This is a genomic window from Syntrophales bacterium (assembly GCA_035363115.1).
Lineage (GTDB): Bacteria > Desulfobacterota > Syntrophia > Syntrophales > PHBD01 > PHBD01.
Genome location: DAOSEM010000002.1, coordinates 168,768 through 195,717 on the forward strand (window position 1 = coordinate 168,768; position 26,950 = coordinate 195,717).

The 26,950-nt window shown below is 57.7% G+C and carries 22 protein-coding genes; 13 read left to right on the forward strand and 9 right to left on the reverse strand.

Going from position 1 to position 26,950, the window contains the following annotated elements; genetic code table 11:
• Positions 1–21 precede the first annotated feature (21 nt).
• From PLO63_06270 to PLO63_06320, 11 genes are all read left to right on the forward strand, one after another.
• Complete coding sequence (locus PLO63_06270; GenBank protein ID HOI73739.1) at positions 22–1,674, forward strand: PAS domain S-box protein; 1,653 nt, start codon at positions 22–24, stop codon at positions 1,672–1,674.
• Between the two features lie 273 nt (positions 1,675–1,947).
• The gene (locus PLO63_06275) at positions 1,948–3,102 is read left to right on the forward strand and encodes a transporter substrate-binding domain-containing protein (protein ID HOI73740.1); all 1,155 of its coding nucleotides are present in this window, start codon (positions 1,948–1,950) and stop codon (positions 3,100–3,102) included.
• 46 nt (positions 3,103–3,148) lie between these two features.
• Positions 3,149–3,934 carry a transporter substrate-binding domain-containing protein gene (locus PLO63_06280; GenBank protein ID HOI73741.1) on the forward strand — a complete coding sequence of 262 codons (786 nt, stop codon included), beginning with the start codon at positions 3,149–3,151 and terminating at the stop codon, positions 3,932–3,934.
• A 113-nt stretch (positions 3,935–4,047) separates the two neighbouring features.
• Complete coding sequence (locus PLO63_06285; protein HOI73742.1) at positions 4,048–4,896, forward strand: substrate-binding domain-containing protein; 849 nt, start codon at positions 4,048–4,050, stop codon at positions 4,894–4,896.
• Positions 4,893–6,518, forward strand: a complete 1,626-nt coding sequence (locus PLO63_06290; protein HOI73743.1) for an ATP-binding protein — start codon at positions 4,893–4,895, stop codon at positions 6,516–6,518. Before PLO63_06285 ends, PLO63_06290 begins: the two co-directional genes overlap by 4 nt.
• 38 nt (positions 6,519–6,556) lie before the next feature.
• Positions 6,557–9,172 (forward strand): PAS domain S-box protein, encoded by a 2,616-nt coding sequence (locus PLO63_06295; protein ID HOI73744.1) that lies wholly within the window; start codon positions 6,557–6,559, stop codon positions 9,170–9,172.
• A 148-nt stretch (positions 9,173–9,320) separates the two neighbouring features.
• The gene (locus PLO63_06300; protein HOI73745.1) at positions 9,321–9,740 is read left to right on the forward strand and encodes a secondary thiamine-phosphate synthase enzyme YjbQ; all 420 of its coding nucleotides are present in this window, start codon (positions 9,321–9,323) and stop codon (positions 9,738–9,740) included.
• 37 nt (positions 9,741–9,777) lie between these two features.
• The gene (locus PLO63_06305) at positions 9,778–10,335 is read left to right on the forward strand and encodes a LemA family protein (protein ID HOI73746.1); all 558 of its coding nucleotides are present in this window, start codon (positions 9,778–9,780) and stop codon (positions 10,333–10,335) included.
• On the forward strand, positions 10,332–11,600 hold the full coding sequence (locus PLO63_06310; GenBank protein HOI73747.1) for an MFS transporter: 1,269 nt from the start codon (positions 10,332–10,334) through the stop codon (positions 11,598–11,600). Before PLO63_06305 ends, PLO63_06310 begins: the two co-directional genes overlap by 4 nt.
• The gene (locus PLO63_06315; protein HOI73748.1) at positions 11,597–12,880 is read left to right on the forward strand and encodes a 4Fe-4S dicluster domain-containing protein; all 1,284 of its coding nucleotides are present in this window, start codon (positions 11,597–11,599) and stop codon (positions 12,878–12,880) included. Before PLO63_06310 ends, PLO63_06315 begins: the two co-directional genes overlap by 4 nt.
• Positions 12,881–13,058: 178 nt before the next feature.
• A complete protein-coding gene (locus PLO63_06320) occupies positions 13,059–14,582 on the forward strand; it encodes a DUF1846 domain-containing protein (protein ID HOI73749.1) in 1,524 nt (507 codons plus the stop codon).
• Positions 14,583–14,596: 14 nt separating this feature from the next.
• Here the strand turns inward: PLO63_06320 and PLO63_06325 are convergent, their stop codons facing one another.
• Positions 14,597–15,733 (reverse strand): DUF2275 domain-containing protein, encoded by a 1,137-nt coding sequence (locus PLO63_06325; protein ID HOI73750.1) that lies wholly within the window; start codon positions 15,731–15,733, stop codon positions 14,597–14,599.
• A complete protein-coding gene (locus tag PLO63_06330) occupies positions 15,730–16,356 on the reverse strand; it encodes a sigma-70 family RNA polymerase sigma factor (GenBank protein HOI73751.1) in 627 nt (208 codons plus the stop codon). Before PLO63_06330 ends, PLO63_06325 begins: the two co-directional genes overlap by 4 nt.
• 187 nt (positions 16,357–16,543) lie before the next feature.
• On the opposite strand from PLO63_06330, the gene PLO63_06335 reads away from it, so the two are divergent.
• Both PLO63_06335 and PLO63_06340 read left to right on the forward strand, forming a co-directional pair.
• Complete coding sequence (locus tag PLO63_06335) at positions 16,544–16,975, forward strand: hotdog fold thioesterase (GenBank protein ID HOI73752.1); 432 nt, start codon at positions 16,544–16,546, stop codon at positions 16,973–16,975.
• An 8-nt stretch (positions 16,976–16,983) separates the two neighbouring features.
• The gene (locus PLO63_06340; GenBank protein ID HOI73753.1) at positions 16,984–18,300 is read left to right on the forward strand and encodes a DUF401 family protein; all 1,317 of its coding nucleotides are present in this window, start codon (positions 16,984–16,986) and stop codon (positions 18,298–18,300) included.
• A gap of 97 nt (positions 18,301–18,397) precedes the next feature.
• Here PLO63_06340 and PLO63_06345 read toward each other — a convergent pair whose 3' ends face one another.
• The 7 genes from PLO63_06345 to PLO63_06375 all read right to left on the reverse strand — a co-directional run bounded on the left by PLO63_06345 (position 18,398) and on the right by PLO63_06375 (position 26,856).
• On the reverse strand, positions 18,398–19,522 hold the full coding sequence (locus tag PLO63_06345) for a glycosyltransferase family 4 protein (protein HOI73754.1): 1,125 nt from the start codon (positions 19,520–19,522) through the stop codon (positions 18,398–18,400).
• 8 nt (positions 19,523–19,530) lie between these two features.
• Positions 19,531–20,757 (reverse strand): glycosyltransferase, encoded by a 1,227-nt coding sequence (locus PLO63_06350; protein HOI73755.1) that lies wholly within the window; start codon positions 20,755–20,757, stop codon positions 19,531–19,533.
• The gene (locus PLO63_06355) at positions 20,738–21,805 is read right to left on the reverse strand and encodes an O-antigen ligase family protein (protein ID HOI73756.1); all 1,068 of its coding nucleotides are present in this window, start codon (positions 21,803–21,805) and stop codon (positions 20,738–20,740) included. The genes PLO63_06350 and PLO63_06355 overlap by 20 nt, the downstream gene beginning before the upstream one ends.
• Before the next feature lie 342 nt (positions 21,806–22,147).
• Entirely contained in the window at positions 22,148–23,362 is a 1,215-nt protein-coding gene (locus PLO63_06360) for a right-handed parallel beta-helix repeat-containing protein (protein HOI73757.1), read from the reverse strand.
• On the reverse strand, positions 23,359–24,291 hold the full coding sequence (locus PLO63_06365; GenBank protein HOI73758.1) for a glycosyltransferase family A protein: 933 nt from the start codon (positions 24,289–24,291) through the stop codon (positions 23,359–23,361). Before PLO63_06365 ends, PLO63_06360 begins: the two co-directional genes overlap by 4 nt.
• A 97-nt stretch (positions 24,292–24,388) precedes the next feature.
• Complete coding sequence (locus PLO63_06370) at positions 24,389–25,399, reverse strand: polysaccharide pyruvyl transferase family protein (GenBank protein ID HOI73759.1); 1,011 nt, start codon at positions 25,397–25,399, stop codon at positions 24,389–24,391.
• Positions 25,400–25,551: 152 nt separating this feature from the next.
• Complete coding sequence (locus PLO63_06375) at positions 25,552–26,856, reverse strand: oligosaccharide flippase family protein (protein HOI73760.1); 1,305 nt, start codon at positions 26,854–26,856, stop codon at positions 25,552–25,554.
• Between the last annotated feature and the right edge of the window lie 94 nt (positions 26,857–26,950).

The following is a 26,950-nucleotide window of genomic DNA, read 5'->3' on the forward strand; positions in this document are numbered from 1 at the left end:
TACCGCCGGCGGCCAGGTGGGGTGAAGAACGAAACGGTGAAACAGGGGATGGAAGAAGGCAACAGACCGTACAGGAATCCGGCCGGGGTCGAAGAGGAACTGGAGGAGATCCTCTCGATCGTCTTCCAGGCCAGCCCGGCGCCCATGTCCGTCACGCGCGTCAGGGACGGCGTGATCGTGGACGTAAACAGGGCATGGGAGAGGGCGACGGGACTGGCCCGGGAGGACGCCGTCGGCCGCACGACGGAGGCGCTCGACCTGTTCGTCGATGGCGGCGATCGGCGAAAAATATTCCGGGAGCTGGCAGAAAAAGGGAGTCTTGTCGATTTCGCAACGCGGCTCCGGAACCGCAACGGCCATGAGGCCCACGTGATCATATCGGCGACGCTCATCAGGAGAGCCGGAGAGCAGTATCTGCTGGGCGTTGCGCAGGACATCACGGAACAGAAGCGGCTCGAAGAGGTCCTGAGGACAAGCGAGGCAAGATATCGCGTCATCGTGGAGAACACGAACGATGCCATCTTCATCAACGATTTCGAGGGGAACATATCCGACGTAAACGAAAATACCTGCCGGATGCTGGGCTACAGCCGGGAGGATCTCATCGGTGCCGGCATTGCCGGGATCGACCCGGAGTGGGTTCTTCCGCTGCGGGGTGATGTGAAGCGCCTCGTCGAAGACGGCGCCGGCGTCCTCGAGCGCAGGAATATCCGCAAGGACGGCTCGGAGATCGCCATCGAGGTCAGCGCCCGGATCATAAGCCGCGAGGGAAAGGGCCTGGCGGTCTCGTTCGCCCGGGACGTCACCGACCGCAAGCGGATGGCGCAGGCGCTCCAGGAGAGCGAAGCGCTCTACCGGACGGCCCTGGAGAGCTCCAACGACGGCGTGGTCATCGCCCGGGACAGCCGCTACGTCTACGTCAACCAGACGTTCCTGGACCGGATCGGCCGGACCCGGGACGAGATGCTGGGAACGGTGATGGGCACCTACATCCATCCCGACGACCAGGCGGCCTTCATGGACGCCGTCGACCGGTTCAATCAGGGGCAGGCGAAACAGAGACACATCGAAACCCGGGTGCTGAAGCCGGACGGCCTATGCATCCATTTCGAGGTATCGCCGGTCGAGGTGATCTTCGGAGGAGAGCGGTGCATCCTGGCCTACCTGCGGGACATCACCGACCGCAAGGAGGCCGAAAAGGCCCTGAAGGAGATACTCGACAACCTGGATGCCACGGTCCGGGAGCGGACGCTGCAGTTGAGCGAGGCGAATTCGGCGCTGCGGTATCTCCTGAAACAGCGCGAGGAGGACCGGAAGATCCTTGAGGAGAAGCTGCAGTTGAACATCGACCAGCTGGTCCTGCCCGCCCTCGATGAGCTGGCATCCTGCGGCCTGAATGCCCGGGGCATGCACTACCTGGACCTCCTGAAGGCGAACCTGCGGGAAATCGCATCGCCTTTCCTGGCGGGCCTTTCCTCCATGCAGGGGAAACTCACGCCCCGGGAGGCCCAGGTGGCAAACATGATCCGGGAAGGGAAAAAGAGCAAGGAAATTGCGGAGATGCTCGGAACAAGCAAGCTCACGGTGGACCGGCACCGGATCAACATCCGGAAAAAGCTCAGCCTGTCCGGGGAAAAGATCAATCTGCAGTCGCACCTCCTCTCCGTGAAATAGATCCCGCCGGGCCGGCTCCCCCACCGAAGGCAATAATTGACGGAATTCACGATTCGTGTGAGACTGCGGGCAAGGCCGGAGTGCCGGATACGCCTGCGGGAAACCCGGCGGCGGCGGAGCGGCCGAGGACGGGAGCGGTGAAAACCGCCCTGCTCAACTCAATCTCCCGGGAGGGAAGGACGGATGATCGGAAAAGGAGTCAACGTCAAACGGGCATGTCTTCTGGCATTTTTATTTCTGGCAACGATGTTTGCATTTCCACCTGCGGAGAGTATGGCAAGGCCGCTTGCCGACCCACCACTGACCTTCCTGACGGAGCAGTACCCCCCCTTCAATTACAGGGAAAACGGGCGCCTGGAAGGCATCTCCGTCTATCTCCTTGAAGAGATGATGAAGAGGGCGAACCTCGATTTCCGCCGCGACCGGATCCGGCTGACGAACTGGACCGAGGGATACCGGGCCGCCCTGAAAAAGAAAAACACGGTCCTGTTCTCCGCGACCCGGACGCCGGAGCGGGAAACGCTCTTCCAGTGGGTCGGTCCCATCTCCCCGACAAAAATCGTCCTGATCGCCCGGAGGGACCGGGCACGGAAGATCAATGCCTTCGACGACCTGAAGACGCTGAAGATCGCTGCGCTCCGGGACGACATCGGGGAACAGCTCCTGGCCCGGGGGGGAATCAAAGGCAAGTCCGTCATCATCCGGAACAACCCGGAAGACGCGATCCGGCTGCTTGAGGCCGGGACCGTCGACGCCTGGGCCTACGAGGAAACGGCGGGACTCTGGCTGATCCGGCACGTGGCCGCCGACGCCGGTAATTTCCAGAGCGTCTATACGCTCCACGAGGGCGAGCTCTATTTCGCCGTGAGCCGGAACACGCCGCGGGAGGTCGTTCAGAGGATGCAGCAGGCGCTGGACGATCTCAAGCGGGAAAAGAACCGGGAAGGCTTCAGCGCCTATGAGGAGATCTTCGATCATTACCTGAAGCCCCGTTACGGGAAAGACGGGATCACCGAGGAGCAGGTGAAGCGGCTGGTCGACCGCACGGTAAAAGACCTGGCCGGGGACGCCGCCCTGACGATCCGCAGGATCAACGCCGGCGAGCTGCCCTACCGCGACGGGGACAACCGGGCGCTCTACGTCTTCGTGTACGATCCGGGGGTGACCATGGCCGCCCACGCGGAGAATCCGAAAACCGTGGGTGTCAACTTCAAGGGAAAGACGGATGTGGACGGGAAGGCGTTCCGGGATGAGATCGTCACCCGGGCACTGAAGGACGGGAGCGGCTGGGAGGACTACATTTACACCCATCCCGGCGAGAGCGGACTATACTTCAAGACGACCTATTTCCAGGCGGCGAAGGGGAGCGACGGCCGAACCTATATTGTGTGCTCCGGCAGGCTCAAGGCAAAGCCGGATCGTCGCTGACGCACGACATCTTCACGGAAACCGCATGTCAAGAAATGGAGAAACGATGAAAAAAGCAGGCTGGTTCTGTCTGATCCTGAGTATGCTCGTTCTGGCCGGTTGCGCCTGTCCCTTTCAGAAGGCCCTGAAAGGCGCCCCCGGTCTTTTGCTGTTGACAGAGGAGTACCCGCCGGTCACATTCATGAAAGAAGGGAAGGTCACCGGTTTCGTCACGGATGTGGTTCGGGAGATCGCCGCCCGCCAGGGGGTGCCGGACAATATCCGGTTGGTCACCTGGGATGAGGCCTACCAGACGGCCCTGGACAGGCCGAACGTTGTGCTGTTCAGCACCGAGCGGACGGAAAAGCGGGAGAAGCTCTTCCAGTGGGTAGGGCCGGTGGGGAAAAACAGTGCGATTCTTTATGCAAAGAGAGGGGGCGGCATCCGGCTCCAGAGCCTCGACGAAGCGAGGAAAGTCCACGCGATCGCCACAACGACGGGCTGGTTCACGGAACAATACCTGAAGAGCAGGGGGTTCACGAATCTCCTCAGCTCGCCTCTCCCGGTCACCGGCGTGAAACAACTCATGAAGGGCGAGGTCCAGTTGGCCGTCTTTACCGACATCACGGTTCCGGAGATCGTGAAACGTGCGGGCTTCAGTATGAATGACCTGGAGCCGATATACACCATGAGCAATACATATTTCTACATTGCCATGTCCCGCGGCACCCCCGTCGAGACGGTCCGGAGATGGCAGGCTACCCTGGATGCCATGAAAGCGGACGGAACCTTCGAAAGCATATACCGGCGCTATCTGCCGGAGGCGGATCTCTCCAGCCTATTGAAAAAATAAGGGATTCGCAACGGCACCCAATACGGATCCCATGCCCCGGATGCCGTTCATGGCCATGCGATCCGGACGGGAAAGGTTTCGAACGACCCGGGCAAACGGTTGAGGAGGAGATCATGAACGTCCATTGCCGAGGCCTTTTTCTCTTTCCCCTTTATCTTGTACTGGCGGCTTTTCTCTTCTGTACGGGTGTACGGGACGCCGGGGCGGGGGAGACGATCCGGATCAACGGCTCCGGAGCCCCCCTGGAGATGATGAATCCCTTCATAGAGGCCTATAGCAAGACGAAGCGGGACGTCTCATTTGAAATCGTGAAGCCGCTTGGCAGTTCGGGCGCGATCAAGGCGCTTCTCGCCGGGGCGATCGATATCGCCGTCATAAGCCGTCCTCTTCGGCCGGAGGAGATCGCCCGGGGGGGGATGTCGAGACCTTTCGGAGAGACCCCCCTGGCCGTTGTGACCCACCGGGACGTCCGCCTGAAAAGCATATCGACCCGTGAGCTGGAGGACATCTATGCAGGACGGACGAAGAACTGGCCCGGCGGGGAGACCGTCCGGGTCATCCTGCGACCCCGGGAAGACACGGATACGAAGATCCTGAAAAGCCTTTCGCCGGGTATGGCCGCGGCCGTGGTCACAGCGCACCAGCGGCAGGGGATGATGGTCGCCCTGACCGACCCGGAGTCGAACGAGGCCGTTTCCAGGACGCCCGGGGGGATCGGCACCGCCGCCCTCGCCGGCGTCCTGGTCTCCGGGCTGCCGCTGAATGTCGTCGCGCTCAACGGCGTCAGGCCGAGCCGCAAAACCCTTGCCGACGGAAGCTACCCGTTCGCCAGGGAGATCCTCTTTGCAACGACCGGGAAGCTTCCCGCCGCCGCCTCGCAGTTCCTGGAATTTGTATACTCGAAGAGAGGACGCGCCCTTGCCGGGAAATACGGAGTCCTCGTTACCGGTTCCGGAAAATGAAAAAGCCTGTCCCGTCCATAACCCGCATCTCATCGATCCTGGTGATCGTCATCAGCCTTGTCGTGGCCGTCTGCGTGCCCGTGGGCTATTTCCTCGTCGCGTACGAAAACATGCAGGGAGGCGTGAACGCGGAACTTGCATTTTCAGCACGGACCGTGGAAGAGCTCGTCGTCCGGAATCCGAAAACCTGGCAGTTCGAAGAGCTCCGGCTCCGGGAGATCCTGGAAAACAGGCTCGATTACGATATCGGACAGTCGAGGGCCGTCAAGGACCTGAGGGGACAGGTCATTGCCCGGACCGAGGAATCCCTGACGGAGCCGCTGGTCACGTTCCGCGCTCCCGTGCATGAGGCGGGCACGGTGGTGGCGAACGTCGAGATCACCCGTTCCATAAACCATCTTGTTGTGCAGACGGTCATCGTCGGCGTCAGCTCCATCATGATGGGGATCTTGATTTTCCTTCTCTTCCAGCGATTCCCGCTGCGGACTGTCCGGAAAGCTTACAGGGATCTGGAAGAGAACGAACAGCGCCTCGCCCTGGCCCTGGAGTCGGGTTCCTTTGGCGTCTGGGATTGGGACATCCGGAAGCACACCGTGACCAGCAACGACAGGATGTTCGAGATGTTCGGCGTTTCCAGGGACTCCTGCGTCACCCGGGACGACTGGCTGAACCGCGTACACCCGGAAGACCGCGACCGGGCGCTGAGGGATTACATCCCCCGGACGATCGGGGAAAAGGGATTCCACACCGAGTACCGCATCGTCCGTTCCGACGAGGCGATCCGGCATATCCAGGCCAACGGGATTGTCTTGCTGGATGATGAAGGCGAGCCTGCGAGGCTGATCATCCTGAACCGGGATATAACGGAGCGCAAACGGGCCGAGGAAGAGCAGATCAGGATCCACAAGCTGGAGTCGATCGGCACGCTGGCGGGAGGGATTGCCCATGATTTCAACAATCTCCTGGCCGTCGTCCAGGGTTACCTCGAACTGCTGATGACGGACGCTCCCGAGGGGGGTACGTCTCATGCCCGGATCTCGGCGGCCCGGAATGCCGTCAACCAGGCGATGGAGCTGACGGGCCTCCTGATCACTTTCTCCAAGGGAGGGGAACCGTTTAAAGAAATCATAGAAATTGCCGATTTGGTAAAAAACACCGTCCTGCGGAGCGTCGAGGAATGGCCGGTGGAGACGGAGTTCTTCATGGACGCCGATCTGTGGGCCCTGGAAGCGGATGAGAGGCAGCTCAGCCAGGTCGTCCGGAACCTGGCCGTCAATGCCGTGGAGGCGATGCCCGAAGGGGGGAGCCTCAAGGTCCGGATTGAGAACATCCGGGTTGCGGCCGCGGACGGACTGCCCGTTCCGGAAGGTCCTTATGTCCGGATTTCCATGGAGGATACGGGAAAGGGAATCCCAAAGGACGAACTGCCGCTCATCTTCGATCCCTACTATTCCACCAAGCAGCGGGGCGCGGAAAAGGGGATGGGACTTGGCCTGTCGGTCTGCCATTCCGTGGTCGGCAGGCACAACGGCTGCATGATCGTGGAGTCGCAGGAAGGGAAAGGGACCATGGTCCGCGTCTACCTGCCCGCGGGCGTCCATTTGAGCGCTCCGGGTCCGTGAAGGTCCCCGGGTGAGAGAAGGACCGGCGAGAGACGGACATGGGGAAGTTACCAGGATCCAGGCTTATTTTCTTCCGTCCGGACAGCGACAGGCCGGAAGTCGCGGAGTTTCGCCGGACCATCCTGAACAGGATCCTCTTCGTCATTTCGCTCCTCGGCCTGCCCGCCGCCGTCATCGGCGCCGTCCAGTCCTGGATGCAGGGCCGGTGGGTGTTCTCCGTGCTCTACCTGGGCTTGTACGGGATCTTCCTGGCGGGGACCTTCGCCTCCCGGAGGCTGTCCTACCGGGTCCGGGCACTGATCCTGGTCTCCGCGCTGTTCCTGGTTTCCTTTTCAATCCTCCTGCGCATCGGCATGAGCGGCGTCGGCATGCAGCTCCTGCTTGGCGTCTGCTTCCTGTCGGCCTTGCTCTACGGGATGCGGACGGGGATCCTCGTCCTTCTCGCCTGCATTGCCGCGATCATCTTTGTGGCCGTCGGGATGACAACGGGCTTCATCCCGATCCACCCGGAACACATGCTGACCTCCCGGTCGGCCATGGCCTGGATTACCGGCCTGTTCATCTTTACCATGCTGGTCGCCGTCATGGTGATCGCGCCGGAGATGCTTCGGAATCGCATCGAGGAATCCCTGGACGTCCTTGAGGAACAGAAGAAGGAGGCAGAGGAAGCCAACCTCAAGCTCCAGCAGGAGATCCAGGTGCGAAAAAAGACCGAGGAGGGGCTGCGGGAGAGCGAAGAGCTGTACCGGAACCTGTTCGACAACCACACCGCCGTCAAGCTGCTGATCGATCCGGAAACGGCCGGAATCGTCGATGCAAACCGGGCGGCCGTGGAGTACTACGGCTGGCCGCTGGAGCGGCTCCGGCGGATGAAGATGAGCGAGATCAACACGCTCAGTCCGGAGGAAGTGAACGCGGCCATGGAGCGGGCCAAGACCGGCCGGCAGTTCCGGTTCGAGTTCCGCCACCGCCGCGCGGACGGCTCGATCCGGGACGTCGAGGGGTTCAGCAGCAGGATCCGGGTGAAGGGGAAGGACCTGCTTCACTCCATCATTCACGACATCACGGCGCGAAAGGAGGCGGAGAACGCCCTTCGGGACAGTGAGGAGCGGTTTCGCCGGCTGGCGGAGAACGCGCGGGACGGCATCTGGACGACAGACCTGGATCTCCGGTTCACCTATGTAAGCCCCTACATTGAGGAGATGCTCGGTTATACCGCGGAAGAGTTCCTGGGCATGCCGCCGGGCGGTGTGCTGACCCCGGCCTCCCTGGAGAAGTGCCTGCAGATCTTTGCGGAGGAGCGGGCCGCCGAGGAGGGCGGAAGCGGGAATCCACAGCGCTCCAGGATCATCGAGGTGGAGCACGTTCATAAAAACGGCGGCCTGGTCTGGGGCGAAATCAAGGTGACCTTCCTGCGCGATCAGGCCGGACGGGCAATGGGAATCCTGGGCTTTACCCGGGACATCACCGAGCGAAAGCGGGTGGAGGAGGAGCAGGAGAGGCTGAAGGAGGAGCTCAACCGCTCCCGGAAACTGGAGTCCGTCGGCACCCTTGCCGGCGGCATCGCCCACGATTTCAACAACCTGTTGATGGGAATCCAGGGCCATGCCTCGCTGATGATGCTCGATCTCCCGGAAAGCCATCCCCATCGCGTCCGGCTGCAGTACATCCAGGAGCAGGTCGTCAGCGCCTCCAGCCTGGCCGGCCAGCTCCTGGGATTTGCCCGCGGAGGACGCTACGAGGTCAAGCCCACGGACATGAACGACATCGTCGGGAAAACCGCCGACATGTTCGGGAGGACCAAGAAGGAGATTATCATCCACAGATCGTTCCGTCCGGACCTCTGGACCGCGGAAGTGGACCGCTCCCAGATGGAGCAGGTCTTCATGAATCTCTACGTGAATGCCGGGCACGCCATGCCGGGGGGCGGCGAGCTCCGCCTCGGGACGGACAATGTCGTCCTGGCGGACGGGAGAGCGCTTTCCCTCGCTCCCGGGCGGTACGTGAAGATCTCCGTCAGCGACACGGGCATCGGCATGGACGACCAGACCCGGGAACGGATCTTCGACCCGTTTTTCACGACCAAGGGGATGGGACGGGGAACCGGCCTGGGACTGGCCACGGTGTACGGGATCATCAAGGGGCACGGAGGCGCGATCGACGTGGCGAGCCGGCCCGGCCGGGGGACGACCTTCGAAATCCATCTGCCGGCGTCCAACAAGGCCGTCGACCGGGAGGTGGACCCGCAGGCGTCGGCCGCGGGGGGAACCGAGACGATCCTCCTGGTGGACGACGAGACTATGATCCTGAATGTCGCAAGGGAAATGCTGGAGGTCTTGGGGTATCGGGTTCTGTGCGCGGGAAGCGGCCAGGAGGCGGTCGCCGTCTACCGTGAGAAAAAGGACGGGATCGACATGGTGATCCTGGACATGATCATGCCGGGCATGTCGGGCGGGGAAACCTTCGATCGCCTGCGGGAGATCGATGCGCAGGTCCCGGTCCTGCTTTCCAGCGGCTATAGCATCGATGGCGCGGCCCGGGAGATCCTCGACCGGGGCTGCAACGGCTTTCTCCAGAAACCCTTTCAGATGGAGCGGCTGGCCCGGGGCGTGCGATCCATCCTGGACGGGAATAACAGTGGCCGGATCGGATAGGGCGGATTGCCGGCGGCGCGCAACCGTCACGCCCGGAAAGAAAGCCGTTGGCTTGAAGGGGAAAGTGGAATAAGGTCGGGCGTCGGTCATGGCAGGCAGTCCGTATCAACCGGCGGAGCCCGCAAATCACCGGAGGAACCCGCAATCCATGAAATCATACCGCGAAGAGCTCTGGTTCAACGTCCCCGCGCGGCGGGGCTTCATCAACATCACCCCCGCGGTGGAGGAGTGCCTGCGGAAAAGCGGCGTCCGGGAGGGGATGGCCCTGGTCAACGCCATGCACATCACCGCGTCGGTCTTCATCAACGACGACGAGCCGGGGCTGCACCAGGACTACGAGGAGTGGCTGGAGAAGCTGGCCCCCCACGAGCCAGTGTCCCGCTACCGCCACAACCGGACGGGGGAAGACAACGGGGACGCCCACCTGAAGCGGCAGGTCATGGGCCGGGAGGTGGTCGTGGCCGTCACCGCCGGGAAGCTGGATTTCGGCCCCTGGGAGCAGATCTTCTACGGCGAGTTCGACGGGCGCAGGAGGAAGCGGGTTCTCGTCAAGATCATCGGCGAGTGAGGCAGGACAGGAAATCAAACCATTTCAGGAGGAAGCCATGTTCATGTTCGTCGTTTTCGTCGGGGCGGTTGCCATCGTCGTCATCGGCATTGTCCTTTACAATGCACTGGTCCGGGGCCGGAACACCGTGGAATCCACCTGGGCGGACGTCGACGTCCTCCTGAAAAAACGCTACGACCTGGTGCCGAACCTGGCCGAGGCGGTCCGCGCCTATGCGGCCCATGAGCGGGGCCTCTTCGACAAGCTGTCGGAGGCCCGGGCCGCCGCCGCCGGCGCGCCGACCCCGGCGGCGAAGACGAAGGCCGAGAACGCCCTGACCGATGCCGTCCGCGGCCTCTTCGCCGTGGCCGAGGCCTACCCGGACCTGAAGGCCAGCGAGGAGTTCATGCAGCTGCAGCAGCAGCTCCGGGAGCTGGAGGACGCCATCGAGGGTGCCCGGAGGACCTACAACGCCGTCGTCCGGGAGTTCAACATCCGGATCGAGGCCTTTCCCTCCAACGTCGTCGCCACGTGGTTCGAGTTCAAGAAGGCGGACTTCTTCGAGCTCGAGGCGCCGGAGGCCGAGAAACAGCCGGTCAAGATCAGCTTTTCATGATCCCGGCCGGCCGCCGTCCGGGAAGCCTGCCGCACTGGGCCTGGTTCATCCTCGCCGCCGGCTTCCTGGACCTCTTCGTCAACTACTCCGTCCGCCTCGGCTACGGCGTGGTCCTCCCCGAGATGATCCGGGACCTGGACCTCAGCCGCACTGCCGGCGGGACCATCTACAACGCCTACCTGGTCACGTACATCGCCCTGACGCCCCTGACGGGCTGGCTCACCGACCGGGTCGGTGCCCGGCGGGTCATCCCGGTCTGCCTCGCCGTCCTGGGTCTCGGCGTGCTCCTCATGGCTGGGGCGGCGAGCCTCGAGAGCGCCTGCCTGGCCTACGCGATCGTGGGGGTGGGAGCCACGGGGATCTGGACGCCCGTCCTGGCGGTCGTCCAGCGCTGGTTCGCCCCGCGGCGCCGCGGCCTCGCCCTTGGCATCCTCTCCACGGGATACGGCCTCGGCTTTGCGGCCGTCGGCGCCTTCTTTCCCCTCGTGGCGGGCCAGTTCGGCTGGCGCCACACCTGGACCATCCTGGGAGCGGTCGCCCTGGTCCTCGTGGCGGTCAACGGCCTTCTCCTCCGCAACGACCCGGAGTCCTGCGGCGTTGATCCCTGGGGCGGGAAGAGAGAGCGAGGCGCTTCGGCGGGTGGTGCGGAGACGGAGCCGACGGGCGGACTGCGGGAGGAGATCCTTCGGAATCCGACGTTCTGGTGGATCGGCCTTTCCTACTTCTGCATCTCCTATTCCCTCTACGGAATCACCACGTTCATGGTAGACTACGCCCGGGACCAGGCGGGGCTCTCCCTCGGGGCGGCGAGCTTTCTGGCGACGATCCACGGCTCTTTCCAGGTCCTGGGGGTCCTGACGCTGCTGCCCCTGTCGGACCGGCTGGGGCGTCGGAAGACCATCCTGCTGTCGAACCTTTGTATCGCCCTGGCCGTTCTGGGGATCGTCGCGGCAGGCTCCGGGCAGGCGGCCCTGTCGGCGCTGGTGGCCGTCTTCGCCGTCTTCTACGGCGTTACGTTTCCCATCTACGGCGCCTGCGCCGGGGACTACTTCCCCCGGCGGATGATCGGGACCGTCATCGGAGCCTGGACACCCCTGTACGGTGGCGGGGCGATCCTTTCCCACTGGGTCGGGGGAATGCTGCGGGACAGCCAAGGAACCTACGACGCCGCCTTCATGCTGGACGCGGGAATGGCCGTCGCCGCGCTCGCGCTCTTCCTCTTCGTCCGGGAGAGGCCGGACCATACCGGCAGGAACGTGCCATGAGCCACCACCATCAGAAATCGGGATACACGGCCCTGGTGGACCGGCTGAACCGCTTCCCCCAGGGGGCGCCGCCGTCGGAGCTGCTCTACAAGATCCTCAGCATCCTGTTCCGGGAGAAGGAGGCGGCCCTGGTCTCGCTCCTCCCGATCCGCCCCTTCACGGCGGAGCAGGCGGCCCGCCGCTGGAAGATGAGTGTAGCGGAGACGAGAAAGATCCTGGACGAACTGGCGGGGCGGGCGATCCTCCTCGACACGGAGAACGAGAAGGGCGTGCAGACCTGGGTGCTCCCGCCGCCCATGGCCGGCTTCTTCGAGTTCTCCCTCATGCGGACCCGCGGGGACATCGACCAGAAGGTGCTCAGCGAGCTCTTCTACCAGTACCTCAACGTGGAGGAGGACTTCGTCCGGGAGCTCTTCGCGGACGGGGAGACGCGGCTCGGCCGGGCCTTCGTCCAGGAGCCGGCCCTGCCGGAGGAGCCGGGCCTCCTGATCCTCGACTACGAGCGGGCCACGGAGGTCATCCGGACCGCCTCGGTCCGGGGCGTCAGCACCTGCTACTGCCGCCACAAGATGGGGCACCTGGGCCGCGCCTGCGACGCGCCGCTCGAGATCTGCATGACCTTCAACGGCTCGGCGGAGTCCCTGGTGAAGCACGGCCATGCCCGGGCCGTGGACGTACAGGAGGGGCTGGACCTCCTCCGGGAAGCCTGGGAGCGGAGCCTCGTCCAGTTCGGATCCAACGTGCGGGAGGAGGTCAACTTCATCTGCAACTGCTGTGGCTGCTGCTGCGAGGCCATGCACGCGGCCCGCCGCTTCTCCCTCCTTCAGCCGGTCCACACGACGAACTTCCTGCCGGTCGTCTCGGAGGAGGGTTGCACCGGCTGCGGGCGTTGCGCCGACGTCTGCCCCGTGGAGGCCATGACCCTGGTCTCGGCGAACGACCCCGCAAAGCCGAAGAAACGGACGGCGCGGCTCCGGGAGGAAATCTGCCTGGGCTGCGGCGTCTGTGTCCGCGCCTGCCGGGAGGGCCTGATCCGCCTCACGAGCCGGCCCGAACGGGTCATCACCCCCCTAAACACCGCGCACCTGGCCGTCGTCATGGCCGTCGAGCGCGGAAAGCTCCAGAACCTGATCTTCGACAACCGGGCGCTCTTCAGCCACCGGGCCATGGCGGCGATCCTGGGGGCGATCCTCCGCCTGCCGCCGGTGCAGCAGGCCATGGCGTCCCGGCAGATGAAGTCCCGCTACCTGGAGACGCTCATCCGGCGGATGGGTTCGTAAAACCTTCATCCCGCCTCTCTACCCTTCCATTTCCCGCGAAAATAGGGTATCTCGTGTCGGCCCGACGGAACAGATTTGTGCCATTTGCGGCCCGAATTTGTTCCACGGGCTATCATGATGCCGGGCATGCCTGTGTACAGCAGGAACAAAGGCGACCAATGTTCTGAGGGGGGAAGGGATGACGGGGCGGGAGAGGAACGGGTTCGACAACGAGCAGTACATCCGGGAACAGACGGAGGAGATTCTCGAGCGGGTCAAGCGCTTCGACAACAAACTGTACCTGGAGTTCGGCGGGAAGCTTCTCTATGACTACCACGCCGCGCGCGTCCTGCCCGGGTACGACGCCAACGTCAAGATGCGCCTGATCCAGGAGCTGAAGGGCAGCGCCGACATCCTCCTGTGCATCTACGCCGGCGACATCGAGCGGAAGAAGATCCGGGCCGACTTCGGCATCACCTACGACTCCGACGCGATGAAGCTGATCGACGACCTGAGGGGCTGGGGCATCGAGGTCCTCGGCGTGGTCATCACCCGCTACGAGGGCCAGCCGGCGGCGGCGCTCTTCAAGAACAAGCTGGAGCGGCGCGGCGTCCGGGTCTTCACCCACCGGTTCACGAAAGGCTACCCGACGGACGTCGAGTCCATCGTGAGCGACGAGGGATACGGGGCCAACGAGTACATCCCCACGGAGAAGCCCCTCGTCATCGTCACGGGGCCGGGGCCGGGGAGCGGCAAGCTCGCCACCTGCCTGTCCCAGCTCTACCACGAGTACCGGCGCGGCGTGAAGGCGGGCTACGCCAAGTTCGAGACCTTCCCCATCTGGAGCATTCCCCTGAAGCACCCGGTCAACGTGGCCTACGAGGCGGCCACGGCGGACATCCGGGACTTCAACCTCATCGACCCCTTCCACCTGGAGGCCTACGGGAAGAGCTCCGTCAACTACAACCGCGACGTGGCGGTGTTCCCCGTCCTCAGGAGGATCCTGGAGAAGATCACCGGGACGGAGTCTTTCTACCAGTCCCCCACCGACATGGGCGTGAACCGCGCCGGCTTCGCCATCATCGACGACGCCGTGACCCGGGAGGCGGCGAAGCAGGAGATCCTGCGGCGCTATTACCGGTACCGCTGCGAGTACGCCATGGGGTTCGCCGACCGGGAGACGGTGCAGCGGGTGGAGCTGTTCATGAAGGATTTCCGCCTGCAGCCGGAGGATCGGCGGGTCGTGGCGCCGTCCTGGGAGGCCGCCCGGGAGGCGCAGGAACAGGAGAAGGGCAACGAGGGGATCTACTGCGGTGCGGCGATCGAGCTGGTGGACGGGACGATCGTGAAGGGAAACAACTCGCCCCTGATGCACGCCGCCTCCAGCCTCGTCATTCACGCCGTCAAGCACCTGGCGGCGATTCCCGCCAAGATCAAGCTGCTGCCGCCCTACATCACCGACGCGGTGCACAACCTCCGGACGGAGGCCCTGGGGGAGAAATCCGTCAGCATGGACCTGCAGGAGACGCTGGTGGCCCTGGGAATCAGCGCCGCCACCAACCCGGCGGCCCAGCTTGCCGTGGAGAAGCTCCGGGAGCTCCGGAACTGCGAGGTCCACATGACCCACATGCCCACGCCAGGCGACGAGGCGGGCCTGCGGCGGATCGGCGTCAACCTGACAAGCGAGCCCAACTTCGCCACGAAGAACCTCTTTCTCTTCTGATCCATTCGGCAGGCTCAGTATTCCTCTTCCACGATCCGGACACGGACGGTCACCGTGCCGGTGCGGGTGTCACCGGACGATCCGGCCGTCTGCAGCTCTCCCAAAGCCCGGAGGCGCTCGGACAGACCGGGCAGGGCGGCCGCGGGGAGGTCCGCCGTGATCGTGACCGCCCCCTGCCGGGCCCTGCGGCGTATATTCCCGGCGCTCAGTGCGCGCAGCTCCCGCTCGACGGCGGAGGCTGCGGAGAGGACGTCCTGTACGCGGAGCGAGAGATCCCAGGAGGGTTTCGGCGCCAGGGCTTGTTTCCGCATGGTTGCCGCATCGGTCCGGTCTTCCTTCGCCGCCATGACGGCGGATTCCGATTGATCCTTCCGCTTGGATTCGTAAGCGGCGCCTGATCGGGCCTTCCCGGCTTCCCGCATGGGTGCGAATCCGGTGTCACGGGAGGATTCCGCCGCCGGGGCCCGGACGGCGCTTCTGCCGACAGGGGCGGGGGCACCGCCGGTTTCCGGCTCCAGCCGGCGCTCCGCTTCCGGCGGGACGGCCGATTTCGCCCGGTCCGGCGGGGGCGCGAAGCCGAGCCCCTTTCCTTCCGTTGCCTGCGGGCGCGACCGGGGCGGTTCCGTCTGAGGACGGACCGATGCCGGCTCCGCCGTGGACGGGGCCGCGCCGCGCATTGTACGCTCCTCCTTCCTCAGATCCGGAGCGGGGGCGGGCTCCGGGATCCCCGGCGCCGCGCCGGGAGCGGCCGCCTTCTGCTCGACCCGGGCGGGGGGAAGCGGCAGGTCCAGGGCCTGGCGCTCCGGCTCGCTCGTCCGGTAGATCTGGAAGGCCAGGACCGCGATGAGGACCATGGCAAAGGCCTGGACGGGCACCTTGATGTAGAGCGGGAAGAACAGGGCCCGGAGGATTCCCTTCTTCCTCGGCGCCGCCTCTTCACGGACCCGGGTCATGATCTTCTGCCGGAGCCACGGCGGCGGCTCGACCTCCCCGAGTTCCCGGACGAGGCCGACGGTCTTGCGCAGGTCCGCCAGGGCGCGAGCGCACGACGGGCACGAGGCAAGGTGCTCCTCGACCTTCCGCCGCTCCTCCGCGGGGAGGGCGTCGTCCAGAAGTGCCGACAGGCGTTCTTCGATTTCCCTGCACGTCATCGTTCTTTACCCAACAGCCGGGAGAGACAGTCTTTCATGGCGCTCCGTGCCCGGAAGAGCCGGGAGCGGACCGTCCCGCCGGGAACCTTGAGCATGTCGCCGATCTCCTCGTAGGAGAAGCCCTGGATGTCCCGCAGGACCAGGACTTCCCGGTATTCTCCCTCCAGTGTGCCGATGCATTCCTGGACCTTGGCCTCCCGCTCCTTCCGCTCCAGCCGCTCGCTCGGCAGCTCCAGTGGGGAGACGGCCCGGCAGGGGAGGCATTCCCCGTCCTCTCCGCGCGTGTTGTCCGCCGCGGGCGCCTCGTGCCGGGACCGGGCCTGCACCTGCTTCAGGCGATTCCTCGTCACGTTCAGGACGATCTCGTGCAGCCAGGTGGAAAACCGCGCCTCCCGCCGGAACTTCGGCAGCCCCCGCCACGCCGACAGGAACGATTCCTGGACGACGTCGCAGGCCTCGTCGTAGTCGCCGAGCATCCGGTACGCCAGGTTCAGCATCCGCTTCTGGTGCCGCTCCACGAGCGCCTCGAAGGCGTCCGTGCGGCCGGCCAGGCAGCGGGCGACAGCCTCGGCGTCCGGATCGTCGACCGGTCGGTTTGCAGGGACATCCGCGGGATCAGCCATTGGAACCGGGAAACATCTCTCCTTTGAAATTGCGGTCCCATGGCAGCGGATGCGCCGGTTCTTGTCAAGTCATTTCACGCTGCTAAGGGTAAGACAATGGCCGGCCGCGAAAAGTTCCCCCAAAAAAACCTGACCATTTTTTTGCTTTGATGGTACGATCCGCGCCATCCCGCGCGAGGTGCGAAACATGGATGAAAAAGTGAGAGCTGCGATCTTCCGGCGGGTGGAGAAGGAACCCTTCGCCCGGAAATTCGACATGAAGCTCCTGGATCTGGGGGAGGGCTACTCGAAAGTCGGAATGACGTTCACCCCGGACATGGAGAACATCTTCGGCATGGCCCACGGCGGCGCAATCTTTGCGCTCATCGACGAGGCCTTCGAGACGGCGTCCAACTCCCACGGGACAATGGCCGTGGCCCTCAACATGAGCCTCAGCTACCTGTCCACGCCCGAGCCGGGTGCCGCGATCACCGCGGAGGCCAGCGAGATCAACCGGACCAGCCGGACCGCCGTCTACGACATCAAGGTCACCGACGGCGGGGGACGCCTCCTGGCGTCCTGCCAGGCCCTGGTCTACCGGAAAGGAACACCGCTCCCCTTCCTGAAAGAAGGGGCGTGACCGTCTTTATGGACTGGCTTTTCGCGCTGCCCGCCTATGCCAAGATCCTGGGCTCCTTCCTGGGGATCCTGCTCCTGAACCGCTTCGGGGCGCCCTTGGGCGTCGCGATCCTCACGTTCGCGCTTCTGCTCACGGCCTGGACGGGAACGGGCTGGGAGGGCTTCCTCTACCAGGCCGAGACGTTCATCCAGCCCCAGAACGCCCTTCTTCCCCCGATCATCCTGCTCCTTTTGTTCTTCAGCGACTCCCTCAAGCGGACGGGGCGGATGGACAGGACCATCGCCGGCCTCAAGGACTGGCTCCAAAAAAAGCACATCATCATCGCGGGCCTGCCGGCGCTGGTGGGTCTGCTGCCCATGCCGGCGGGGGCCCTTTTCTCGGCGCCCTTCGTGGCCGCCATGGACGAGGAGAAGGAGCTGGTGCCGCCCCGCAAGGTGGCGATCAACTACTGGTTCCGCCACATCTGGGAGTACTGGTGGCCCCTGTATCCCGGTGTCATCCTGGCCATGCAGTACGCGGGCCTGCCGGTTTTGACGTATTTCCTCATCCAGGTGCCCTTCACCGCCGCGGCGGTCCTGGGAGGGTCCCTCTTCATCCTGCGCGGGATCGGGAAAGGGGAGGGGGAGAGGAACGGGAACGGGCGGGATAATGGCGTCTGGGACCCCGGGGCCGTGTTCTCGGCGATCCAGCCCATCGGGATCCTGGTGGTGGTCTCGATCTTAGGCTCGGCGCTCCTGCCGCCGCTCGGGGTGAAGGGGACGCTGGCCAACCTCACGGCCATGCTCGCGGGACTGATCCTGGCTCTTGTCGCGTCGTTCGCCGGCAAGACTGACGCGTTCCGGCCGGCCCTCTCCATCTTCGGGAAAAAGGAGACGTGGCTGATGTTCGTCCTCGTCCTGGGCATCCAGGCCTTCTCGGCGGCGCTCCTCTGCCCGCTGGACGCCGCGGGGGGAACCCTCGTCACGGGCATGAGGGACGAACTGGTCCGGACGGGCATCCCCCTCATCACGATCATCATGGTGATCCCCTTCATCTCCGGGGCGGTTACCGGTGTGGCCTTCGGGTTCGTCGGGGCCAGCTTCCCCATCGTCTTCGCCCTCCTGGGGCCCGATCCCTCCCTGGCCGTGGCGGCGGCGACCACCAGCTTCGCCTACACCTTCGGCTACATGGGCATGATGCTCTCGCCGATGCACGCCTGCTTCGTCGTCACGGCGGAATACTTCCACACGCCCATCTACGGTGCCTACCGATACCTCCTGGGGCCGGCGGCCGTCATGCTGGCAACGGCCGGGGTCCTTTCGGCGGCGTGGTATTTCCTGCTGTAACGATACGCACTCGTCAAGAGCGGGTGTTATCGTTTCAGCCGGAATGGTTCTTTCCCCACCGAATCCATATGCACATTGAAGAATCGCATCGATGGATTCATTTGCAAGCCTTGTCCGGCCGCCGATTCCTCACCAGGTCAAAATAGAGCGCTTCCATCTGGCAGGTCACGCGGTCCCAGGAATAGTTCTTCCGGACGTGGGCCATTGCCGCGGATTTCTTGTCGTCCACTTTCTCCGGGTGTGCCAGTAGATCAGCAAGTACCCGGTGGAGATCCTCGATACTGCGGTTACGGAAGGCATAACCGTGATCCTCGATCGCTTCCAGGTTTTCCGGGATGTCGCTGGACACACAACAATTTCCGTAATTCATTGCATCGAGAAGGGCAATGGGCAGCCCTTCCAACGTGGACGGCAGGCAGAACAGGTAGGCGTTGCTGAAAAGCTCCTGCATCGGTTCGCCGGTGACGAATCCGGGAAAAAGAATGCGCGGATCGTTTCCGGCCAGGTTCCGGAGTTCAGCCTTATACGTTTCCATGTGGGCGGCATCCCCCGCGATGACGAGCTTCATGTTTGTATCCAGTTTCCGATAGGCCTCGATCAGAAAATGGGCGCCCTTTTCTTCCACCAGCCGGGCAGCAAAGAGAATATATCTGTTGGGCTCAAGACCCTGCCCCAGGATCCACTTCGCCGGCCGTTTTTCCACAGGGGAAACGCCGTTGGGGATGTAAACCACTTCGCGGTTGAATCGGTCCTCATAGTACTTTTTCTGAACCTTGGAGACCGCCGTGGCCTTGTCGGCGAAATAGACGACGGAATAATCGGATAGCCTGAAGAAGGTCCTGCCGATCATCCCCCATTTATCCCGTTTCCATTCCAGGCCGTGGATCTGTACGACCGTTGGAATGCCCGTCATCCGGGGGAAGATGGAGAACACGGATGGGCCGACGGCATGGATATGGACGATGTCGGCATTGCCTTTCCTCAGAATATCCCGAATTGCCCGGTAACAGATTGAAAGCTTGTGCAGCGACTTTGTGTCGACGGATGGTACCGTAATGATTTGAATGCCGCGATACGTACCATCTTTTGTTCCATAATCCCGGCTGGAATAGACGGTCACCTCGTGACCCTTCCTGACCAGCCGTGTCCCGATCTCTTCCGTGACTTTTTCGATGCCTCCGCCGACGGGCAGGCCTTTAACGGCGACATAGACAATGTGCATTTGACGCCTTATTCCTTCCACGCTTTCTGATAGATCTCCATCAGGCTCCGGTAATGCGATTCCGTGCCGTACTCTCTCTCCACTGTATTTCGGGCTGCCCTGCCCATGTTTTCAATCTCCGCTCTGTCCATCTCTGCAAGACGCTCCATGGCTATCCACAGTGCATCCCGATTTCCGGATTCGAAGAGAAAGCCGTTCACCGCATCCTCGATCATCTCCGGTATTCCACCAATTGCCGCCCCGATAACCGGTTTGCCGCATGCCAATGCCTCCAGAACGGAAAGAGGGGCGTTTTCATACCATTCCGAGGGGGCCACGACAGCGAGAGAATGACGGATTACATCCAAAAGGGTATTGCCTGACAAATACCCTGCAAAACAAATTCTCCGATCTTTTTTTGCGAGATCTTCCAACTTGTTTCGCATCGGGCCATCGCCGACAACAAGCAGTTCCAAATGCCTGTGCTTCAGTTCCGAGAAGGCTTTAATGAGTGTTCTGATTCCTTTTTCTTCGGATAGTCTACCAAGATAAAGAAAGTATTTTCCGGGCGAATAATTTGGTTTAAATCCAGATAAATTCAAGAAATTTGGGACTGTTTTAATTTGATTTTCGGGCCAGCCGAAGTCGATTAATTTATGTCTTAAAAAGTGGCTTGGAGATATAAAATATCTAATTGTTTTTCTATATTTTTTAAACCACTCGTTCATGTAAGATTCTATGGCAATAACGGCCGATGCCCAATGGCTTTCCTTATGACAGCGGTTCTTGACGGCTTTGTAATACAGCGCCCCTTTGCAATCCTCACATATGCGATTATTAAACAAAAGTTTATAGTTTGGGCATGCCAGTTTATAGTCGTGGAGTGTCATTACCGCGGGTATTTTTCGATCCCAAAGAAGATCGAGCACAGAAGAAGTCAAACGTCCATACATGTTGTGAATGTGTGCAATATCGGGCTGAAATTCACAAATTAGTTTCTTCAACCCGTCTTTTGCGCTGAAGGAGTAGAATATCTCTTTGGCAGTCCGGACCGCCTCCCATGACAGGCTGATCTTTTCTGTTGTAATATCCGGCGGGAAAAAGTGACCATATTCCGATGGTATGTCCAGGGAATGCTTACGTGCAAATCCGGCAACTGAATGGCTATGTCTCTTCATCATGTCCATCTCGCCGAAAAATACTCTTTCCGACCCACCTCGAATATAATAGTAGTTATTAAGAAATAGAACTTTCATGAAATATCTTCTTATGGTTATGGCTTTGATGGAAGCAAGCCACAGAGGTGGAAGCATCCCTGATAACCTGCGGAAGATTCTTCTCATATGTTTTCTGTTTCGCAGTATCGACAAGTTTCGGTTTCCCCGCGCTGATCATATAAAGTGCCAGAAGACTCATTGCCGGGAAATGGTCATAGTTGTTTTCTGTGAAACAGAAGACGGCTATCGCAATAACGATCCAACGATCTTTTATAGCCATGCGGCTATATAGAACGCCCCAGATGATTAGATTGAGGATCAGGCCGATGATGCCAGTCTCGAAGAGGATCCTTATATAATCATTATGTGGCTTCTGCTTGAATAGAATGTCCGTCGTCCCGATACCGTATCCAAACATGATCTTGTCCAAAGAAGAATGGAAAAAGAATGTAAGAATGCGATGCCATTGATAAAGCCGCCAAATGCCCGATGTGTTGTCAACGCCTTGCCTCTCGACAATGGAATAGAAATTGATTTCTTTGCCTGAAAGAACACTGCTGTAGTTCTTTTCTACAACCGTGATCTTTTCCTTTGTCGTATCAATAACCTCAAGCCTGCCATTCGGAAGGACAATGAATAATACGATGACCAGGGATATGGAGACAGAAAGGATGATACTTCTATTTATAAGAGTTCCTTTTTGGGTATAGAGGTTCAAATGAATAAAACCAACAAAAGATCCTATTAACGCACCACTTGTTCGAGAGAGAAATAAAAGTGTTATGACGACAAAATGGCTGGCGCGTACTACCGAAGAGCGAGAGGATTCGCTATTGGTCAGAAAAAAAAGCATCATGGCAGTGAAAGCGAATGTATTCGGATTTGGTAAGAATCCTTTCATCCGGGGATCTTTGTATCCATGGTTAATACTCCAGAAACACCCAATTACAAGAAACATCAGGATCGTTGTATAAAGAATCCATGCTTTTTTTGAACAGTTGAGGGGGGGGAGGGGCAATGAGATACCAAATAGAATGACGATGTGCAATGCTATGTATTTAATTAGCTCTTGTACGGAAGAGGTCATGGTTTTACTGTCATAAGACATCATCGGTATGAGAGGTATAACGAGACAGAGAAATATGCAGTATGTCAAAAGGGTTAACCTTGTCCTCAAAAGGTATCGCCAATATCGGACAGAGAAGAGCAGTAGGAACAGGGAGGCTCCATATATTGTTGTTTGTGTGTTTGTAATGCCTCCTAAAAAAATTATGCAAATGTAAATGGTATAATAATAAAGAATCGAATCCCATTTGAAATCTTCAGCTGATATCTGACTTGGCTTTCGTAGTACTTCTTTCTTGGTAGAATCTGTTTTCATGGATTCATGATATGGGAAAACTTTTGATATCCTGTTGAAAATATTGTCCTATATTTCTGAGCCTTTTTTATTGAGAATACGTATGGGTGAATTGAAGCATTTATTACGTTTAATAATCTTTTTGTGATTACCGTCTGCTAATATGCACGGCTTTGTATCAATAATCTCGTTGTCGGTTACAACAACAGTGCCATGGACATATACGCCGCTGCACTTTGTATTTGATATCCTGTTTTTTGTTATTCTTATTTCAGATCCGGCAGCAAAAATTCCATGTCGTCCGATCTTACGAATTTCGTTGTTTTTAACCAAAACGCCCCTGGCCTTTGGCAGTCCGAATCCTCCTGTATGAATAAAGATTCCGTCTCCAGTGGCATGAATGATTTTGTTGTCAGCTACCATAATGTTTATGGCGCCACCCTTGATGCCGATAGCGCCGTGCGTACCACCGTCGATCATATTATTGTGAATGGTAACGTCCCTCAATTTTCCGGTATGACCAGAGGCGTCTATTCCAAAAGCGCTGATACCGAACGATGATCCTTCACATTGAATGTTATTTCCTTTTATTGTGATGTTTTCGACGGATCCCATCCAGCCGAATACGGCCAATGGTTCATCATTGTTCGATTTCAGCGTGTTGTTTCTAATTGTTATATTCCTGGATTCCATATTCGGTTTTTGATTTTTGTTGCGGACCATAATGGAGCCGCCCTGTCCCCTGTTCTCGATCACATTGTTCTCTATGATAGCGTTTTGTATATTTGCGGACAGATCGATTCCATAATAATTTGTATCCAATGTCATCGATATGTTGTTAATTTCAAGATGGTCAACATTTTCAAAACGTATAATGCCTGACAAATCACCTCTTTGAATTGGAATATCGAAAACAACTTTGAAGGAACGGAGACGAATGTTCCTGCAATCGTTTCCTCCATTTGAACTGGTTATGAACTGCTGTCCAAAGAAAGGGGATGTTGCTTTTAGAATCGTGTCCGGTCCGGCTCCTTCCAGCATTGTGTCCGATGGCAATATAATTGTTTCGGATATCTGATAAAGTCCGGGCGGCAAGTGGATAATGTGTTGCCCATTTACATGTTTTGTCAGCTTGGTTAAATTTAATTTTGTTTTTGCTTCACCTGCATGAACAATGACTGGTGTAAATAAAATGGCATGTATTAAAGGAATGATTATAGAGAAAATAATTAAATAATTATTGCGACTCAAATTGAAACAGGCTATCCGGAAAGAGTATGTCAATATAGTTTCTCCTTCAAGCCCCAAGCATAATGAGAAAGCCTGTTCATACGTGAACCCCATAAGAATTTGCGCATCCTGGAGGGCGTACAAACGCCGCAAGACAGTATTTGACGGGCTCTTTTGTAATTGCCGCTGAGTACGTGCTGTCTGGCATTTTCCAGCTTCAATCGTCCTATATATAAACTAATATCATTTTCATTGAGAACGATCTGCTGTTTGTTGCAGAATTTTTCATATGATTTAACAAATGGATGTTCATCTGCCTCCGTAAAAATGGCATTACATGCTCTATTATCTGTTTCCTCGTGATATATAGCCCCGGTTATTGTTGAGAAAGCGATTGGGTAGCACAATGCAATCCTGGCCCACAGGTCCAGGTCTTCACCCATCCTACTTCCAGCGCGGAACATACCGACATGATCAAGAACGCTTCTTGGTATGCAGACTGCAGATGAACATACCGGCGGGATTCCGAAGGCAGCTGCCTTAAAGTAATTTGGCATGATACCTTCCCAAGGTGGTGGAGGTATGAATTTGTATTTTGCAGCTTCTACTTTTCCATTTGAGTGCTTCCTTTCATATGCTGATGCATAAAGACCAGCTTGCGGGTATTTATTGACAAGCACTTTCATTCTCTTCAGAAAACCCGGTTTCCATTCGTCGTCGGCGTCCAGAAACGCGATGATCCTGCCCCTTGAATTCCTTATCCCCGCATTGCGGGCTTCAGACACGCCTTTGTTCTCCTGCTTCATCAGTCGCAATCGAAAATCATGAATACTCCTTACGATGTCTGGACCATGGTCCGTCGATCCGTCATCGACAACAATCAGTTCAATGTTTTTTGTCGCCTGAATAGAAACAGAATGGATGGCGCGTAATATATAGGGTGCTTTATTATAGAGAGGTATTACAACGGAAAATTCAATCATATGCTGTTGACAACATTTATTCGTATCTGTCATCAGAAATCAATATCTGTTTTTATCGTACGCATCTTTATGACCAGAATGATCCGTTTCATATGTCTCAAGTGAATGAAAAATTTAGCATAGAAAGCTTTTCCGCTTCCGCGTAGCTCAATCGGGGGAAGTTGTAATGCCCATCTAAAATCTCAAGAAAGAGACCTTTCAGGGAGTCGACGTCCCAGGCAGTACTGTCAACCATGTACCGCTCCGCCAATCCGATCTGCGACGCCCAGCCCCGGCATTTGGGGTGATAGGTAATCATCACGGTAGGGGTATTGGTAATGAAACCGAAGATGGCCGCATGCAGCCTCATCGCAAAGAGGAAACGAAGGTTGCCAATTTCTTTTAGAGTCTGAAGAGGATCCGCAAGGTATGGAATGTGTCTGACTTTAACATCCCGTGAAATTTCTTGCTCTATGTCTCGATGAATGGATGCATCTCCGAAGTATTGGTGACCATTAAAGTCTATAAAAACAACCTCATCAGTAATTGAATCCGACATTTTTTTAATTATATTTATGGTGTTCTTTCGCCTTGCCATTTCATTGGCTCTGTCACCTCCCGTGAATCTTTCATAATCGCATAGCGCAATTCCGATACCTTTGCGCTCACTTCTCCTTTGCGTGAATTGTTCAATGACCGTATTGCATGACCATGGCAGCAATGGCGCCAAGTCAAAGGTCTTTTTATAATTAATATTTATTGACATGGACTGGGCAATGTCAACGCTTTCCTGATCTCTTAAGCCTACAAAAGACAGCCGCTTCAATAATTCTTCACAACACGATTCGGATGCCTTGTCGCGAAAAGGACCGAGGGAGACACCGACAGCATAATGAGGCCCCCTTCCTGATAACTTCAGTAAATCAATCTTGCGCTTCATGTCCCGTGCCGTATGAAAAATTGATCCTCCGCCAAATATAATTGTTTTTACCCCGAGTGCAGCAATGAACTCCATCAGCCTGTGTTGTCCCGGTAAAAATTGTTCATATCCAAATATTGGAGTGGCCAGCTGGCAATTCACAATACTTGGAACCTTGGCAGCAGAAGCCAGAAGCTTGCGGGGTTTCATGAATGTCCTGGTCCCCCAGCTGGCAACCGCCAGAAGGCAGTCATCCCCTGTGTTTTCCATTCCATAGTATCCAGAGATCAAAGTCATTTTTTTCGCAGTTGTTGAAACAATAATTCAATATTATGTGGTTGAATATTTTCTATCGAGAGATTTCACCATTTTAATACGTGCCTTGATATTCCAAGGATGTAAATTATCATTGTAGTTCCATGGGATATAAGTAATGCCCAGGCTGCACCGACTGAGCCATTTGATGGGATTAGTACATAACAAAGAAATATGCTAAGTACGCCACCGGACAATACGGCATAGAAATACATTTTTTCCAGTCTGGCCGACAATGCATATTGCGAAGAAACGATTCCAATGGCAAAAATAAACAAATAAACCCCCATAACATGAAGCGTGTCCGCTGCGGCATGATATTCAGGCCTGAATAGTAACTTCAGAACGACTTCCGGGAAAAAAGACATGACAAGTACCAACGGCGTGACCACACCAATCATTATGGAAAAATACTTTGTCAGGAATCGTATCTGATCGGATTTTGACATTCCTGATTTTGTGATCCTCGCCGCTGCAGGACGCCCGATTCGTGAAACCTGATCAAGGAGAAGGGTCCCCACGATTACAAACTGCCAGGCTGCTGCATAGCCGCCAAGTTCTGCATAGCCGCAGTATTCCTTTAAGATAACCTGGTTTATCATTGCAATTGCCAGGCCTGCGATTGCCGAAAACCAAATTAAAACGTTGTTCTGAAATAACCAGACAATGCTGTTCGCCAGCTCGGAATAGCTTTCTTTTCTACTTTTCACACGTCTCATTACCCAATTATGCTGTATAGTAAGGTATAGAACCACACTGATCAGTAGCGAAGAGCCTATAAACAAAATTGAAAAATTGTCTTTTAATAAAAAAATACCGATCCATATGAGTGTGAGGTAAACGAACTTTTGAAGAAGAAAGAATACGACATGCAACCTTATGCTTTGTTGAACATCGTATACTGGTTGCAGATCAAGTGATAATATTGCTGTTGCCGTAATAATGAAGAAAACGCCCCATGTGATGGAAGATTGAAGGTATATGAATTTCCACATCAGCAATGCGGAAATAACTATAAAAGTCAATAGATAGCGTAAATACAGGCTTGCCCGTATCAATACCGAAAACCGCTCTGGATAATGAATAAGGTCGCGAACAAGTGTGCGATCCAGGCCAAAGCGAGTGAATACCTGGAGGAACGTGCCAATAACAACTGCAAAGGCTAATTCTCCGAATGCATCTTTACCAACTGCATTTGCAATTTTAATTTGTGTAAACCAGCCCGCAGCGGCGATGGTAATATTTACAAAAACCAGAAAAGATACGTTCTCTATGCTGGCTCTATAAAGAGTTAACAGGTCCTTGACCTGATCATTTATTGAGTTGATGTTCAAATACTGATTGGGCGACATGCAAAACGGCAAGAGATCCAAAAGAATGAAAAGTTATTGTTTCTATCTGGCCACGAATTATATGTTTCATGTATTCGTCAATTGTTGGAAACAT